Source organism: Methylobacterium sp. 174MFSha1.1 (assembly GCF_900116815.1).
Classification (GTDB): domain Bacteria; phylum Pseudomonadota; class Alphaproteobacteria; order Rhizobiales; family Beijerinckiaceae; genus Methylobacterium.
This window is the reverse complement of sequence record NZ_FPCB01000008.1, coordinates 118,131-133,246: the sequence shown is the minus strand read 5'-3', so window position 1 is coordinate 133,246 and position 15,116 is coordinate 118,131. Positions and strand designations below refer to the sequence as shown.

The 15,116-nt window shown below is 70.8% G+C and carries 15 protein-coding genes; 10 read left to right on the top strand and 5 right to left on the bottom strand.

The window, feature by feature from the left end; translation table 11 throughout:
- Positions 1–89: 89 nt before the first annotated feature.
- Positions 90–1,865: a glucan ABC transporter ATP-binding protein/ permease gene (locus BM430_RS07030; protein ID WP_093566535.1), complete on the bottom strand. Its 1,776-nt coding sequence runs from the start codon at positions 1,863–1,865 to the stop codon at positions 90–92.
- Positions 1,866–2,135: 270 nt separating this feature from the next.
- On the opposite strand from BM430_RS07030, the gene BM430_RS07025 reads away from it, so the two are divergent.
- Both BM430_RS07025 and BM430_RS07020 read left to right on the top strand, forming a co-directional pair.
- Positions 2,136–2,909: a motility protein A gene (locus tag BM430_RS07025; protein WP_093566534.1), complete on the top strand. Its 774-nt coding sequence runs from the start codon at positions 2,136–2,138 to the stop codon at positions 2,907–2,909.
- 73 nt (positions 2,910–2,982) lie between these two features.
- Positions 2,983–3,813, top strand: a complete 831-nt coding sequence (locus tag BM430_RS07020; RefSeq protein WP_093566533.1) for an OmpA/MotB family protein — start codon at positions 2,983–2,985, stop codon at positions 3,811–3,813.
- 94 nt (positions 3,814–3,907) lie between these two features.
- Here BM430_RS07020 and BM430_RS34600 read toward each other — a convergent pair whose 3' ends face one another.
- The 3 genes from BM430_RS34600 to BM430_RS07010 form a co-directional block, all read right to left on the bottom strand.
- The gene (locus BM430_RS34600) at positions 3,908–4,063 is read right to left on the bottom strand and encodes a hypothetical protein (protein ID WP_177302964.1); all 156 of its coding nucleotides are present in this window, start codon (positions 4,061–4,063) and stop codon (positions 3,908–3,910) included.
- 276 nt (positions 4,064–4,339) lie between these two features.
- Positions 4,340–4,852 (bottom strand): CAP domain-containing protein, encoded by a 513-nt coding sequence (locus BM430_RS07015; RefSeq protein ID WP_093566662.1) that lies wholly within the window; start codon positions 4,850–4,852, stop codon positions 4,340–4,342.
- Entirely contained in the window at positions 4,852–7,506 is a 2,655-nt protein-coding gene (locus BM430_RS07010) for a DUF3772 domain-containing protein (RefSeq protein ID WP_093566532.1), read from the bottom strand. Before BM430_RS07010 ends, BM430_RS07015 begins: the two co-directional genes overlap by 1 nt.
- Positions 7,507–8,177: 671 nt before the next feature.
- Between BM430_RS07010 and BM430_RS07005 the strand changes: the two genes are divergently transcribed.
- From BM430_RS07005 to BM430_RS06995, 3 genes are all read left to right on the top strand, one after another.
- Complete coding sequence (locus BM430_RS07005) at positions 8,178–8,726, top strand: HNH endonuclease (protein WP_093566531.1); 549 nt, start codon at positions 8,178–8,180, stop codon at positions 8,724–8,726.
- A gap of 226 nt (positions 8,727–8,952) precedes the next feature.
- Positions 8,953–9,333, top strand: coding sequence for a hypothetical protein (locus tag BM430_RS07000; protein ID WP_093566530.1), 381 nt, complete (start codon positions 8,953–8,955; stop codon positions 9,331–9,333).
- A gap of 156 nt (positions 9,334–9,489) precedes the next feature.
- The gene (locus BM430_RS06995; protein WP_093566529.1) at positions 9,490–10,176 is read left to right on the top strand and encodes a DUF4142 domain-containing protein; all 687 of its coding nucleotides are present in this window, start codon (positions 9,490–9,492) and stop codon (positions 10,174–10,176) included.
- A gap of 102 nt (positions 10,177–10,278) precedes the next feature.
- On the opposite strand, the gene BM430_RS06990 is transcribed toward BM430_RS06995, so the two are convergent.
- Entirely contained in the window at positions 10,279–10,878 is a 600-nt protein-coding gene (locus BM430_RS06990) for a DUF4142 domain-containing protein (RefSeq protein ID WP_093566528.1), read from the bottom strand.
- A 377-nt stretch (positions 10,879–11,255) separates the two neighbouring features.
- Between BM430_RS06990 and BM430_RS34595 the strand changes: the two genes are divergently transcribed.
- The 5 genes from BM430_RS34595 to BM430_RS06970 all read left to right on the top strand — a co-directional run bounded on the left by BM430_RS34595 (position 11,256) and on the right by BM430_RS06970 (position 14,923).
- Positions 11,256–11,408 (top strand): hypothetical protein, encoded by a 153-nt coding sequence (locus BM430_RS34595; protein ID WP_177302963.1) that lies wholly within the window; start codon positions 11,256–11,258, stop codon positions 11,406–11,408.
- Between the two features lie 86 nt (positions 11,409–11,494).
- Positions 11,495–12,025 (top strand): Spy/CpxP family protein refolding chaperone, encoded by a 531-nt coding sequence (locus BM430_RS06985; protein ID WP_093566527.1) that lies wholly within the window; start codon positions 11,495–11,497, stop codon positions 12,023–12,025.
- 332 nt (positions 12,026–12,357) lie between these two features.
- Positions 12,358–12,684: a hypothetical protein gene (locus tag BM430_RS06980; protein ID WP_093566526.1), complete on the top strand. Its 327-nt coding sequence runs from the start codon at positions 12,358–12,360 to the stop codon at positions 12,682–12,684.
- Positions 12,685–12,835: 151 nt separating this feature from the next.
- Positions 12,836–13,717, top strand: a complete 882-nt coding sequence (locus tag BM430_RS06975; protein WP_093566525.1) for a branched-chain amino acid aminotransferase — start codon at positions 12,836–12,838, stop codon at positions 13,715–13,717.
- A gap of 108 nt (positions 13,718–13,825) precedes the next feature.
- The gene (locus tag BM430_RS06970; RefSeq protein ID WP_093566524.1) at positions 13,826–14,923 is read left to right on the top strand and encodes a calcium:cation antiporter; all 1,098 of its coding nucleotides are present in this window, start codon (positions 13,826–13,828) and stop codon (positions 14,921–14,923) included.
- The last annotated feature ends 193 nt before the right edge of the window (positions 14,924–15,116 follow it).

Here is a 15,116-nt window from a genome sequence, read left to right as displayed (position 1 = left end):
ACCCTCCGCGGTTATGGATCCCGGGTTTTCGCCTGCGGCGAGCCCCGGGATGACGCGGAGGGTATGATGGACCGGGGGGCAGACCTGCCTCACGCCGCCATCGCGTAATCCGGCTCCGGCGCGGCCGCCATGAACTGGGCCCGGGCGAGTTCGGCGAAGCGGCCGCCCTCGGCCACCAGTTCGTCGAAGGTGCCGCTCTCGACGATCCGCCCCTCGTGGAAGACCAGGATGCGGTCGGCGTCGCGGATCGTCGACAGGCGGTGGGCGATCACGAAGGTGGTGCGCCCCTCCATCACGGCTTCCAGCGCGCCCTGGAGCTTGCGCTCGGTGGCGGCGTCGAGCGCGCTCGTCGCCTCGTCGAGGATCAGGACCGGCGGGTTCTTGAGCAGAGCCCGGGCGATCGAGAGCCGCTGGCGCTCGCCGCCGGACAGAGAGCGGCCGCGCTCGCCGATGACCGTGTCGAGCCCGTCGGGCTGGCGCGCCATGAATTCCGCGGCCTGGGCCCGCTCCAGGGCATCGAGCATCTCGGCGTCGGTGGCGTCGGGACGGCCGACCTGGAGGTTCTCGCGGATCGAGCGGGCGAACAGCATCGGCTCCTGGAACACCACGCCGATGTTGTGGCGCAGGGACGAGAGGCCGATATCGCGAAGATCCTCGCCGTCGATGCGGATCGTGCCGGCATCGGGGTCGAAGGCGCGGTGCAGGAGCCCCAAAGTCGTCGACTTGCCCGAGCCCGTGGTGCCGACCAGCGCCACGGTCTCGCCGGCGCGGGCCGTGAAGGACACCCCGTCGAGGGCCGGGCGGCGGCCGTCGTAGGAGAAGCGCACGTCCTCGAACGACACGTCACCTGCGAGCCGCGCCACCGACCGGGCGCCGGGACGGTCGTGGACGGCCGGCACGGTGTCGAGGATCTCGAAGAATTCCTGCATCTTCGGCGCCTGCAGGAAGACGCCGTTGACGAAGGCGACGACCTGGTCGAGCCGGGCGACCAGCATGGTGGCGAGGCTCATGAACGAGACCACGTCGCCGACGGTCGCCATCCCGTGGCCGTGCAGCACGATGCCGGTGACGAAGATCGCCGTCATGGTCAGGGTCGCCGAGGCGCGGGTGGCGACGGAGGCGAGCGCCCACCACGACAGGACCGGGATCTGGGCGGCGAGGAGGTCGCGGATGATGCCGTGCATCGCCTCCTTCTCGGCCTTGGCGCGGGTGAAGGACTGGATCACCGCGACGTTGCCGAGCGCGTCCGAGGCGTGCGCCGCGAGACCGGAATGGTACGCCTCGACCTGGCCCTGGAGCGACTCGGTGCGGCGCAGGACGAAGGTGGTGAGGGTGGTGAAGACCACCATCAGGGCGACCAGGATCGAGCCGAGCTGCCAGTTGAGGAACAGCGTCAGCGGCAGGAGCACGACGAGGGAGACGAGCGCGGCGCAATGGTCGCGGAAGAAGCCGAGCCAGGTGGCGGCCATGCCGCTCGTGCCCTCCAGCATCGCCTTCAGCACCCGGCCGGAATGGTTGGCGGAGTGGAAGGCGAGCGGCAGGTCGAGGACGTGCTCGAAGTAGTTCGCCATCGCCGAGAGCCGGCTGCGATGGGTGAGCCGGTCGGCGTGGAGGGCGATCAGCACGCCGGCGCCGATCGAGAACAGCCCGAAGCCCACCCAGGCGCCGACCAGCAGGAGCAGGCTCGACGTGCCGGCGCCGCCGGCCGGCAGGTGGGTGAGGCGGTCGATGATGCGGCCGAACAGAACCGGCTCGGCGAAGGCCGCCACCGCGAGCGCGACGTTGGCGGCGGCGAGAAGCGCCCCGAGGCGCAGATCGGACCCGAGTTGGCCCATGACCCGAACGTAGAGCCTGATCAACCGCATCGACGGTGAACCCTGATGAGATGCCCTTGTGTGCGGCCCGGACGCTTGCCCGCCGCCTGCCCCGCGCGCGGCCTGTTTGGCGGCCGTTCGATCGCATGGTCATCTCTATGACAGATCCTCGCTGAACGGCGCATGACGGCGAGGGTCCGGGGCAGCGGCATTTTTACCGTTCGTTGACCCTGTTGCCCGTAACCTCCGGGCCAGGACACACGCGACCGTCCGGTGCCGCGACCGGGGCCGTGCGACGGCGCATGAAGGGGCCGAGCTCAGATGGATATCGCAACCGGCGCCGGCCTCGTCGGCGGCATCGCGGTCGTGTTCGTGCTCATCATGATCGACGGCGGCAACTTCGCCGCCTATTTCGACAAGCACGCGGTCATCGTGATCTTCGGCGGCGCCACCGCCGCCACCATGCTGCGCTTTCCCTTCTCGGTCATCGTCCACGGCGTGCCGATGGGCCTGCGCTACGCCTTCAACATGCGGGCGATCCGGCCGCGCGAGCTGATCGACGAGATCACCAAGATCGCCGACGTGGTGAAGCGCCAGGGTCCGATGGCGATCGAGAACCTCGACATCTCGGACCCGTTCCTGGCGCAGGGCGTGCGCTACATCGCCGACGGCTACGACCGCGAGTTCATCCGCGACACGATGGAGCGCGACCGCGACAACTTCCTGATGCATCTCGACGAGGGCTCGAAGGTCTACCGCGCCTTCGGCGACTGCGCCCCGGCCTGGGGCATGATCGGCACGATTCTCGGCATGGTGACGATGTTCGCCAACATGTCCGACCCCTCGAAGCTCGGCCCCGCCATGGCGACCGCGCTGCTCGCCACCCTCTACGGCGCGCTGATCGCCAACATGATCACCCTGCCGATCGCCGACAAGCTGCACGTCAAGCTCGAGGAGGAGGACGTCTCGCGCACGCTCATCATCGACGGGGTGCTGCTGATCCGCGACGCCAAGAGCGCCTCGCTGGTGCGCGAGATGCTGATCGCCTACCTGCCGCACAACCATCGAGAAGACATGGCCGCCGAAGCGGCCTGATGGACCGTGAAGAACTGGCCGCCGAGGCGGCGTGAGCGAACTCCGGCGCGAGCGCTTCGAGGAGACCTGAGCGGTGGCTAGAAAGAAGCGCGGGGCCCATGGCGGCCACGGCTGGTTCGTGACCTTCGCGGACCTGATGGCGCTGTTGATGAGTTTCTTCGTGATGATCGCGGCCTACTCGACGCAGGATCAGAAGAAGCTCCAGGCGGTGGCCGGCTCGATGCGCGACGCCTTCGGCAACAACCGCGAGTCGCGCTTCAACGGCATCATCGAGAAGAACGGCCTGCCGGGCGCGACCCGGCCGCGCGACACCCGCGACGTCGCGCCCGAGAAGTCCACCGACCGGCCCGAGCCGCCCAGCCCCGACGAGGTGCTGCCCGACGGAACCCAGCGCAATTCCTACAAGGACGGGTTCGCCCTGGCGGTGACGTCCCTGCGCCAGGCGCTGCAGGACCTGCCGGAGATCGCCGAGCTGTCGAAGAGCATCGTGATCGAGGTGACGGCGCGGGGCCTCGACATCTCCCTCGTCGACCAGGACAACCGCTCGATGTTCCCGGAGGGCTCGACCCGGCCGAACGACCGTACGCGCCAGGTGCTGGAGCGGATCGTCCCCACCTTGCGCCGCCTGCCCAACCGCATCGCTGTGACCGGCTACACCGCCGCCGACCGCCCCGGCCGCCGCGCCGCCGCGCCGCCCTGGGAACTCTCCGCCGGCCGCGCGGTCAGCGTGCGCGAGATCCTGGCCGGCAGCGGCCTGTCCGCCGACCGCTTCGCCGCCGTCTCCGGCAAGGCCGACACCGAGCCGCTGTTTCCCGACAACCCCTACCTGCCGGCCAACCGCCGGGTGACGGTGACGCTGCTCAACGAGGCGCCGCCGACACCGCGGGGGGTGGGGTTTCCGTAAAGGAGCTGCTGGCGTCTCGGCCGCTCGCGCTCCTTCCGGACCTCGTCCGGGGCAGGACCCCGTCGAGCGAGGCTGCCCGAAATCGCTGCCGCCCTCAGAGCCGCGACAGTGCCAGGACCGCTAGGGCGACGACAAGCACCGCGATGCCGATGCGGACGAGCGGCGGCAGCGAGGTGCGGGTCGTGCCGTTCGCTTCCTCGGTCTCGTAGTCGTCCCAGACCGAGTCACTGTAATCAGGTTGCGATGCCACGTGCCGTCCCTCCATCGAGGCTCATGACGTAGGGCGAAGACGGCCGCTTTAGAACGCCTCACCTCCTCCGATGCCGAATATTGTCTTAACCGGGGTCGTTCGCCGGCGGCGCGAAGGTGCCCGGACGATATGACGTGCGCGGTGTCTCTTGGTCACCTGCGCTTCGAGGACCGGATACGGCCTGGAAAGGAGCGTCGCTGCGGGACGGTGAGGCGTGCGGTTCGCGGAACTCCGGTCCTCATGCCGGGTCGGACGGGTCCCGCCGCTTCACCACGGCTACTTCGCCACCAGAAGCGCCCAGTACACCTTGTACTTCGAGCCCGGCGCGTAGGCCGTCGCGATCCCCATCCGGGTCGCCGCGGGATCGAGCATCACGGCGTTGTGCGACGGGCTCTCGCGCCACCCCGAGAAGGCCTCGGCCAGGGTGTGGTAGCCGGCCGAGAGGTTGGCGGCCGGCTCCGGATAGCCCATCCGGGCCGCCACGGTCTTGACGATGTCGGCCTGGCTCGGCCGGCCGGCGGCGGCCATCGCGGCGGTCTCGGTCTCGGCGAGGCGCTGGAGGCCGGGATCGAGGGCGAGGGGCGGCAGCCCCTTGTTGCGGCGGTAGGCGGCGATCATGTCGCGGGCGGCGCCCGCATCGATCTCGGCGCCCGTCGCCGCCATCGGCCAGTACAGGCTCGGTCCCGCCGCCCCGGTCGAGACCCGCGTCGCCTCGCTCGCCGAGCAGGCGGCGAGGGCGAGCGGCAGGGCCAGACTGGTCAGGCGCTTCAGCGCGGCGGGACGGAGGATCACGGCACGGTCTCGGGGGTTCGACGACGCTCGGCTTCGGGCTCCAGGCGCGCTTCGTTCCGGGCCTCGGGGCGGAAGGCGGCAGGGCTCGTCATGCGGGCGATCTGCCCCATGGCGTCCTGCATCGCATCCAGCCCCTGGACCGTGACGATGCTCGCACCGGGTCCGAGATTGGGGATGAGACCCTCGTCCGACAAGGTCTTGAACACCGCGAAGTTGAGGTCGCTCTGCACTTTCGCCTGCGAGCCGACGTCGGTGATCATCGCGATCAGCTCGAATTCGAGGAAGGGATCGCCGATCTTGCGGAACACCACCCGGGGCGGCGGCTCCTTCAGCACCTCCGGATGGGCCTTGGCGCAGCCGGCGATCAGCTCGGCGGCGTGGACCGGGTCCTGGTTGCGCAGGACGCTCACGGTGATCGTCACCCGGCCGGTACGGTCGCCGCGCACCCGGTTCTTCACCACGCCGGAGATCAGGTTCGAGTTCGGCACGATCACCGCCGAGCGGTCGAAGGTCTGGATCTCGGTCGAGCGCACGCTGATGCGGCGGACATAGCCCTCGTTGTCGCCGATCACCACGAGGTCGCCGACCCGGATCGGCCGCTCCCAGAGCAGCAGCAGGCCGGAGACGAAGTTGTTGACGATCGATTGCAGGCCGAAACCGATACCGACCGACAGGGCGCCGGCCACGATGGTGAGCTTTTCCAGGCTCAGGCCCAGGTAGGAGAAGGCGAGCGCGATGGTGAGCAGGAAGCCGACATAGCCGCTCACCGTCGAGATCGAGTTGCGCAGGCCCGGATCGAGGTCGGTGGCCGGCAGGTAGGTGTTCTCGAGCCAGCGCTGCACCGCCTTGGTGATGACGAGGCCGAGCGTGAACAGCCCGATCGCGATGGCGATGGTCGAGAGCGAGATCGTCACCCCGCCGACGGTGAAGCCGAAGAAGGCGGCCTGCGCCCAGGCGAAGATGTCGGTGGAGTCGACGCCCCAGGAGGCGAGCAGCAGCACGCCGGCGGCGGTGAGCAGCAGCACCCGGACGAAGCCCGAGATCAGCACCGCGATCTGGTTGAGCGAGCGCTTGCGCAGGCCCGTATTGGCCTGGAGCGCCGTGGCGATGCGGGAATCGTCCTGGAGGGCGGAGGCCACCACGGCGTCGACGCTCGAGATCGCCAGGTACAGGATGGCCGCGGCGATCGCGGTCCACATCAGCTGGTCGATCAGGAACGACGACAGGGCGATGTAGCCGACCAGCGCCGAGACGCCGATCGCCGCCACCACGATCCAGCCGAGGATGCGCAAGGGGCCGCCGATGCCGGTAGTCGACTCGGCCGCGATGTAGGGGCCGAGGCAGGCCTCGTCGGTCTCGGCGCGGGCCGCGAACCGGCGCAGGCCCTCGGCCAGCACCACCGCGACCACCGCGGCGAAGACGCCCTTGGTGACGATGGTGACCGGCAGGCTGAGCGAGATGCCCTCGTTCAGCCCCTCGATGGTGCGGCCGACCGCGATCACCGAGGCGATGGCGATGACGAGGCGGTTCAGCCGCTCGGCGGTGGCGTCGGTCATCGCGACGAGGCGCCAGGCCGGCCGGTCGGGCGAGAGGAGCGCGTCGGCCATCGCCTCGACCACCGCCACGAAGGCGAGCGAGGCGACGATCCGGTGGGCCGCCGGCATGAGGCGCACCGGCAGGAGCTCGGTGAGGTCGAGGGTGTAGCCGACGAGGAAGCTGCCGAGCACCGCCGGCACCGCGCCGACGAGGAAGACCCGCCAGGCCGCCATGACCCGGACGTAGCGGCTCGGCTGCGCGGTCTTCGACGAGCGGTGGCCGATCCGCGGGGCGATGTGCCGGCGCCCGACATAGAGCGCCACCGACACGCCGATCGCCAGCGCCAGCAGGAAGAGGTTGAGCGCCGTGCCCCGGCGCTGGACCTGGCTCACGGAGTCGTCGAGGGAGGATTTCAGCGCCCGCAGGTCGCGGCTGAGGTCGTTGGTGGCGCGCATCCACAGGTTCGGGCTCACCAGCCCGTCGGTGCGTTCGAACAGGGCGCGGGTGAAGGCGGCGCGGCGGCGGTTGCTGATCTGGTCGGTGATCTGCTCGCTCTGGACCAGGAGCGAGCGGGCGAGCCGGAGGGTGTCGTCGATCTCGGCGACCCCGGCCTCGCGCTGGGCCCGCTCCTGCGCCACGTCGGCGCCCTCGGGCTCCTTGGGCTTGGGCCCGAGCTGGGTCAGCCGCTCCTTGGCGGCGTCGAGCCGCGGCCCGAGCTGGTCGACGACCTGGCGCAGCCGGTCGGCCACCGGCGGGATGCCCTCGCGCAGGAGGGCGAGGTCGTCCTTGTTCAGCTCGCGGTGGGTGAGCGCCTGCTCGCGCTGGTCGAGGTCGGCCTTCTCGGCGTCGAGTTGGGCGCGGATCTGCTTGATCTGCTCGGAGATCGGGGTCTGCGGCGGGGGCTTGGGCGCTTCCTTGGGCGCTTCCTTGGGAGCGTCCGCCGGCGCGGCGGCGGGTTTCGCGTCCCCCTTGCCGGCGGGCGCCGGCGCCTGCGCGACTAACGCCCGCTCCGGCTTCGCCGCATGTCCCGGTGATACCTGTCCCTGCGCCGCCGCGAGCCCGGGGCTCAGCAAAGCGGCCGCCAGGGCGATCGTCCATCGGCGGAGCTGTCTCATGCGCAATCCTTCTCACCCGCGTGTCGGGCTCGTCTCCCGGCGGCCCGGCCCGTCGGTCACGGCGAGGCGAGCGGCGCGGCGGCCGGCTGTCCTCGCGATGGGTCGGTTCGAGCCGTCTACCTAGGTCATCCGTCCGGACGAGGGAACCGGACCAGGGAAACGAGACGGTCCGCGGCATCGCGGATCAATGGGGCGAAAATCCGGGGGCGAAAATCCGGGGGCGAAAATCCGGGGGCGAAAATCCGGGGGCGACAATCCGGGCCGCCCGCCGCCTCCAGGGCGGGATCCCGCCCCGGAATCCCGGAGGCGGCAGATTCGTGTGAGGCGTGACGAGACGCCCCGGCCCGAAACCTTCACAACCCTGTCATGCTGCTATTAGACTAAGCCCCAATGGACTCGGCCTTTTCGTTCTGCTGCGGGAGGATGTCGGTGATCGCCCCTCATCAGCAGCCCAGACGGCGCCCGGATCGCATCCCGGCCGCGCCCCCCGGCGTCCGCTCCCCGGGCGGCCGGCGCGGGCATATGCCCAGTCCCCCCACTCTTCCCCCCACTCTTCCCGACCGGCTCGGAGGATAGGCGATGGTCCCCATCCCCTCTCCTGGCGAGCACCGCGAGGACCGGCATCATGCCGGCTCCCCTCGCTGCGGTCGGCCCGTCGCCAGGGCAGGATGATGCTGGACCTTCAAACCCTCGTGCTCAACGCGGATTACCGGCCGCTCTCGTACAATCCGCTCTCGCTGTGGTCGTGGAAGGATGCGTTCACGGCCCTGTTCCTCGACCGCGTCACCCTGGTGGCGAGCTACGACGTCGAGGCGCGCTCGCCCAGCCGCTCGTTGCAGGTGCCGAGCGTGGTGGCGCTCAAGAGCTACGTCGCCATGGCGCGCAGCCCGGCCTTCACGCGCTACAACATCTACCTGCGCGACACGTTCTCGTGCCAGTATTGCGGCCTGCGCCTGCCCTCGGGCGGCCTGACCTTCGACCACGTGGTGCCGCGCTCCCGCGGCGGCCTGTCGAGCTGGGAGAACGTCGTCGCAGCGTGCAGCCCGTGCAACCTGCGCAAGGCCAACCGCACCCCCGAGGAGGCCGAGATGCCCCTCCTCAACGAGCCGCGCCGGCCGAGCCGCCACGAGCTGCACCGCCGCCAGCCGGAATTCGACCACCGCCAGTACCACCACACCTGGATCGACTACCTGTACTGGGACAGCGAGCTGGAGACCTGAGCGGAGGCGGGCGTCGTCGCTGCGCGCGCAAGGGACCGGGTCGCCGACCTCTACCGGGACACGCGCTGGCAGCCGCGCCGGGGCCGGGCACACCGAACCTGACCGGCTGACCGCGCGACACCCTGGAGCCAGGGGCGCGGGTTGGGCTACACGCTGGTGGCTTGTCCCGTCGCGGCCGCGCCGATCCCACCCGGATGTCGGCGCGGCCCGCCAGCGCCGAAAGCCGATGCCGAACACGACCGTGACCGACACCCCAGCGCCCGCCCGCACCCGCCGTGACTGGCCGGGCCTCTTCCTGCGCGCCGTGCTCTCGCTGTTCCTCGGCCTGCCGCTCGGCGGCCTGCTCTTCGCCCTGACCGGGCTCGGGCTCGCGGCCTTCAACGACGACCCGCTCCTGCAGCATCCCTGGCTGCTCGCCTTCCGCGCCCTGGCGGCGGCCGTCTCCTACGTGTTCCTGGGCGGCTTCGCCTGGACGCCGGAGGGCGGCTACGAGAGCATGCACGCCTGGTACGCCGCCGGCGTGGTGCTGGCCTTCGTCCTGATGAGCCGGCCGTGGCGGCGCTGGACGCGGCGGAAGCGGGCGGAACCCTGGCCGCGGCGGGCCTGACGCCCGGGTCGGGCCCGCTCGGGACCTGCGCGATATCGCCGCGGTTGCGATCGGGGCTGTGGTGGAACGGAACGTCGGTCGGGCGAGAAATTTACCCCCCCCGAGCATCCGGGCCCATGGGCGCCGGAATGCGTGCCCTCCGCAGGAGCCCCATCCATGCATCGTCGCGACGTCCTGGTCAGCATGCTCTCCGCCACCGCCGCCCTCGCGGTCACCCGCACCGCCGTGGCCCAGCCGACGCCGGCCGGCGCCATGCCGACGCCCGTCTACCTGGCGATGGCCACCAAGGGCGGCCTCTTCCTTGAGAACACCGCCCGCGACGCCTTCGCCAAGACCGGCAACCCGCGGGTCAAGCGCTTCGCGCGGGCGGAGGTGACCGAGCAGGTCAACCTCGCCAACAAGATCGACGGCGTGACCGGCGGCGACGTCGCGGTACCGGTCGGCGGCGGCCGGCCGGGTCCCGGCGGTCTCGTCGGCGGCCTGGTCGGAGCACCGCTGGCGGTCGCGGGCGGCGTCGCCGGCGCGGCGGTCGGCACTGTCGGCGGGGTGCTCGGGGTTCCCGGCGGCGGGGCGGCTCCCGGCGGCATGACCTCGGACGAGCAGAAGGCCCAGATCCAGGCGCAGCTCTCCGGCCTCCAGGGCGGTCCGCAATACGACGCCGCCTTCGTCAACGCCTCGCTCCAGGGCCACCGGGAGGCGCAGATGATCCACGGCTCCTACGCCCAGAGCGGCGAGGATCCGGCCCTGCGCCGCATCGCCGCCGGGGCCATGCCGCTGATCCGGCTGCACCTCTCGCAGCTCTCCCAGATGCAGCGGATGATGGGCGGCGGCGCCGAGGGATAGGCTCCGCCCTCGGCGCCGGGCGAAGGCTCCGGCGTTCGTCGGGACGAGTCGGACGAGTGGATGCGCCCCCGAGCCCGAAGGCCCGGGGGCGCTTCTCGTCGTTCAGTCCTTCAGGTCCTTCTCGATGTCGGCGAGCAGCGCCAGGTGCTCGCGGATCTGGCCGCGGGCGAGCTTGGCGACGCCGATCATCTCGCGGTCCTTGCCGCTGCCGAGATAGGCCTCCTGGATCTTCAGGAGCGCCTGGTGGCCCTCGATCTGGCCACGGATGTACTCGCTGTCGAAGGCCTTGCCGGACTTGGCCTGTTCGAGCTTGTCCAGCATCGCCTTGCCCTTCGGGTCGAGCTGGCCGGTTACGTCGGGCTCGGCCGGCGGCTTCACCTGGCCGGACGCGGTCTGGGTTGGGTCGCGCATCGCCTTCAGCACGTCGGCGATGGTCTCCTGCTCGGCGACCTCGAAGCGTGCGAACTGCTTCACGTCGTCGTCGGAGGCCTTGGTGAGCGCGACGCGGCTCGCCGCGAGGGAGGCCGACCCCGCCGCGAGGGTGTCGGCGATGGCGCGGGCCTCGGCCTCGCCGATCCGGGCGCCGCTGTTGCCGGTGGCCGCCGCGGTCGGGCCGCCCTGCAGCTGCGCGAGCGCCATGGTGGCGAAGGAGGGGATCGCCACGGCCGAGGCGATGGCGGTCAGTGCGAGACGACGATGCATGGGACACCTTGCTCTACGCGGTGGACCCCCTGGTCAACGGACGCTCTCGGATGCGGAACAGCCTCGATCGCGGCCCTGGGAGCAAGCACTAACGTCACGGCGAAAGAGGGGGTTTCAGCGTCGCCTTTCGCGAATCGCAGGAAACACGAAGCGCATGAGAATCGCCCCGGCGGACGCGTGGCGCCGGCGAGAGGCCGCACTGGCGGCGTCCTGCTCCGTTCGCGCCCGAGGCTACGCCCATCGGTGAGGTTACGCCGACCGTCGCTAACGTGTCGTCTGCCGATGACAGGGCTCATGATCGGCAAAGCCCGATCGGCAAGGCTTACGATCGCCGCCCGTGTTCGGCGGGACGGCCGTGGGGACGACAGAGGCTGGGGATGACCACGATCTTCTTCGGACCACTCCGCGCGGCCGCGGATGGCGGGCAGGGACGCAGCGGCCAGACGGCTGCCACGCCGGTCGCGCCGGTGTTCTGCTCGGTGATCGTCGTCTGCCAGGTCCTCGACCGGCGCCGGGTGACGAAACCGTAATCCGGCGGCGAGGTCCGGGCCATCCGGCGGCGCGCAATCTGCGGTCTCGGCGGCCCGACGGGCGGCCGCACGGGGACCTTCGAGTCATGCAACGCCTTCTCACCACCGGCGCCTTGGCGGGTATCTTGGCGGGACTCTTGAGGGCGGGGATGCTCGGCGGCGCCCTGGCGCAGGCGCCGGACGCGCAAAAGCCGATGCAGATCGCCCATGCGGGCGATAGGCAGGGCCCGCACCGCCTCAGCGCCGAGGACGTCCAGGCCTTCACCGACGCGCGCGTCGCGGCCCTGCATGCCGGCCTCAAGCTCACCCCCGACCAGGAGAAGCTGTGGCCGCCGGTCGAGGACGCGATGCGCAACCTCGCCAAGGTCCGGCGCGACCAGCGCGAGGCCCGGCGCGGGCGCGACCGCGATCCCGTGGCCGAGGCCGCGCCCGACGCGATCCGGGCCCGGGCCGACGCGCTCGCGGCACGCTCGGACGCCCTGCGCAAGCTCGCCGACGCCTCGCAGCCGCTCTACGCCACCCTCGACCAGGCCCAGAAGCAGCGTGCCGCCATGCTGACCCGGCCGATGGGGCCGCGCCATCATCCGGGGATGCACCGCCACCGCCGCGACGACTGATCCGGCTCCGCACCGTCCGCGTGGCGCGAACGGTGCGGAGGTCCCCTTCCCTCCCGTTTCCTCTCACAATGCCGCCCCGGCTCCCGCCGCGGGCGGCATTGTTGCGTCCGGCGCGCGCAACATTCCGCGCAATCTGCACGCAATCCGGCCATGCGATACCGGAATACGTGATGAAGCTCGGCAGGAACCGACCCCCTGCCGGAACATTGCGAGGAAACGCGCCGCGGCGGGATCGTCGCCGCCGACCGATCCGGCAACGGGCCGGACGGCACGATCGACCCAACCGAAGAGCAACCATGACGGACTGAAACGGCAACCAGCGGGAGAGGCAGATGGACAACGTCATCCGTCCGGATTTCCAGCGTGCGGCCAAGGCCCGAGCGAAGGACGGGAGAAAACCCGCGGCAAGCGCTCCCGTGCAGTACATCAAGACCTACGGCGAGGTCGGCACGCATGCCGTGTCGCTCGTGCGCACCCGCTCGGCCCTGCGCGGCGACGTCTACCAGGTCGTGATCGACACGCCCGGCGGACAGGTCGGCCCGGTCGGCGTCGAGCCGGCGACCGACGACGGCATGTTCGATGCCGACCGCGTCGGCATGGCGGTGATCCGCACCCTCGAATTGCTGGCCCGGCGCTCGGGCGATTTCGATGTCGCCTGACGCAACCCTCGCCTGACACGAGCCCGGCCCGACACGCGTCGCGCTCAATCCCCCCTCTCTCCCGCCCCTCTCTCTCCCGGACGATCATCCCGCGTGGACAGCACCCGCCGGGGCGCGCGATCATGGGGTCAGCGAGAGTTGGGAGTGCGCGATGGCCGAGCCGACGAGATCCGACGACCGTTTCACCGAAGACACCTGGACCTATTTCGAGGGCGCCTGGCACCCGGGCAACGTGCGGATGATGGGGCCGCGCACCCACGCCGCCTGGCTCGCCTCGACGGTGTTCGACGGCGCCCGGGCCTTCGAGGGCGTGACCCCCGACCTCGACCTCCACCTCGCCCGGATCAACCGCTCGGCCGCCGCCTTCGGCCTCGAACCGGTGGTGGCGGAGGGCACCTGGGCCGAACTGGTCCGCGACGGGCTCGGGCGTTTCGCGCCCGACGCCGCGCTCTACATCCGGCCGATGTACTGGGCCGAAGGGGGCTTGGGGGGCGCGGTGCGGTTCGACCCGGCCTCGACCAACTGGTGCCTGTGCCTCTACGAGGCGCCGATGCCGCCGCCGACCGGCTTCACCGCCACCGTGTCGCCGTTCCGGCGCCCGACGCCGGACTCCGCCCCCCTCGACGCCAAGGCCGGTTGCCTCTACCCGAACAGCGCCCGGGCGATCGCGGAGGCGGCCTCGCGCGGCTTCGGCAACGCCCTGATGCGCGACGCTCTGGGCAACGTCGCCGAGTTCGCCACCGCCAACGTGCTGATGGCCCGTGACGGCGTGGTCCATACGCCGGTGCCGAACGGCACGTTTTTGGCCGGCATCACCCGCGGCCGGGTGATCGCGCTCCTGCGCGAGGCCGGAGTGACTGTGGTGGAGAGAACCCTCACGGTCGACGACCTGATGGGCGCCGACGAGATCTTCTCCGTCGGCAACTTCGCCAAGGTCGTGCCGGTGACCGCCCTCGACGAGCGGACCTTCGCGCCCGGGCCGCTCTTCCGCAAGGCCCGCGAGCTGTACTGGGCCTTCGCCCACCGGGGCTGACGCTTCCTGCCCGAGCTGACGCCTTCCTCTACCCTTGCTGACGCCTGGACGCCCCCGGTCCCTGCCCTACCCTTGAGCCAGCGGGGCAGTTCGGGGGCTTTCAGGCACATGATGATCGTGCGGCTCGGGATGGCGTGGGCGACGGTGGCGGCCTTCGCGGTGTTCGGCGGGGGCTGGCTCGGGGGGCTCGACGCGCCGCTGGTGGCGGCGGGTTTGTTCGCCTGGCTGTTCTCCGTCATCCTGTGGTCGGCCTTCGGGGTGGTGCACGAGGCGGAGGAACTGGCCGACCGCCTCGGCGAGCCCTACGGCACCCTGATCCTGACCCTGTCGATCGTGGTCATCGAGGTCGCGCTCGTCGCCGCGGTGATGCTCGGCGCCAAGGCCGCCCCGACGCTGGGGCGCGACACGATGTTCGCCGTCATCATGATCGTGATGAACGGCCTCGTCGGCCTCGGGCTGATCCTCGGCGGCCTGCGCCACCACCGCCAGAACTACAACCTCGACGGCGCCAGCGCCTACCTGGCGGCGATCATCCCGCTCACCACCATCGCGCTCATCCTCCCGAACTTCACCACCTCGACCCCGGACGGCTCGCTGACCGCCCTGCAGGCGGTGGCGTTCTCGGTGCTGACGGTGGTGCTCTACGGCATCTTCCTGCTGCTCCAGACCGGCCGGCACAGCGACTTCTTCACCGATTTCGTCGCGCCGGGCGCCACCGTGGAGAAGAAAGCGCCCCACCCGGATGCCGGCCGCGGCGCGATCCTGCGCCATGCCGGCCTGCTGCTGGCCAGCCTCCTGCCGATCGTGCTCCTGTCGAAGAGCCTGGCGGCGATCCTCGACCACGGCATCAAGGCGCTCGGCGCGCCCTCGGCTTTGGGCGGCGTCATCATCGCCGCCATCGTGTTCACCCCGGAGGGCATCAGCGCCGTCAAGGCGATCCGCCGCGACCAGCTCCAGCGCGCGATCAACCTCTGCCTCGGCGCCGTCACCTCGACCGTCGGCCTCACCGTGCCGGCGGTGCTCGGCATCGGCCTGATCTCGGGCCAGCGGGTGGTGCTGGGGCTGGCGCCCGCCGAGATGGCGGTGCTCGCCATGACGCTGCTTCTCAGCGTCATCACCTTCTCGCGCCAGGGCACCACGGTGCTGGAGGGCGCGGTGCACCTCGTCGTGTTCCTGACCTACCTGACGCTGATCTTCAGCCCGTGAGGCGGCGCCGGCACGTGCGTTTCGGCAAAGACGCCGTGCCCGCCGCTCGCGCGCCGTCGTAACTCTCCCCCTTTCCCGGACGACTGGAGCGTCAGCGGAAGGAGATCCGGGATCCAGCAAAAGAAGTGCCGCGAAGCGGCTCTGTCTGTTACAACGTTACAGAGATAAAGACGCTTCGCGACTTCTTGCGCTG

Coding starts and splice junctions, on each gene's coding strand:
- BM430_RS07030 (WP_093566535.1), bottom strand. CDS start 1,865: ATGCGGTTGATCAGGCTCTACGTTCGGGTCATGGGCCAACTCGGGTCC.
- BM430_RS07025 (WP_093566534.1), top strand. CDS start 2,136: ATGGATATCGCAACCGGCGCCGGCCTCGTCGGCGGCATCGCGGTCGTG.
- BM430_RS07010 (WP_093566532.1), bottom strand. CDS start 7,506: ATGAGACAGCTCCGCCGATGGACGATCGCCCTGGCGGCCGCTTTGCTG.
- BM430_RS07005 (WP_093566531.1), top strand. CDS start 8,178: ATGCTGGACCTTCAAACCCTCGTGCTCAACGCGGATTACCGGCCGCTC.
- BM430_RS07000 (WP_093566530.1), top strand. CDS start 8,953: ATGCCGAACACGACCGTGACCGACACCCCAGCGCCCGCCCGCACCCGC.
- BM430_RS06995 (WP_093566529.1), top strand. CDS start 9,490: ATGCATCGTCGCGACGTCCTGGTCAGCATGCTCTCCGCCACCGCCGCC.
- BM430_RS06990 (WP_093566528.1), bottom strand. CDS start 10,878: ATGCATCGTCGTCTCGCACTGACCGCCATCGCCTCGGCCGTGGCGATC.
- BM430_RS34595 (WP_177302963.1), top strand. CDS start 11,256: ATGACCACGATCTTCTTCGGACCACTCCGCGCGGCCGCGGATGGCGGG.
- BM430_RS06985 (WP_093566527.1), top strand. CDS start 11,495: ATGCAACGCCTTCTCACCACCGGCGCCTTGGCGGGTATCTTGGCGGGA.
- BM430_RS06980 (WP_093566526.1), top strand. CDS start 12,358: ATGGACAACGTCATCCGTCCGGATTTCCAGCGTGCGGCCAAGGCCCGA.
- BM430_RS06975 (WP_093566525.1), top strand. CDS start 12,836: ATGGCCGAGCCGACGAGATCCGACGACCGTTTCACCGAAGACACCTGG.
- BM430_RS06970 (WP_093566524.1), top strand. CDS start 13,826: ATGATGATCGTGCGGCTCGGGATGGCGTGGGCGACGGTGGCGGCCTTC.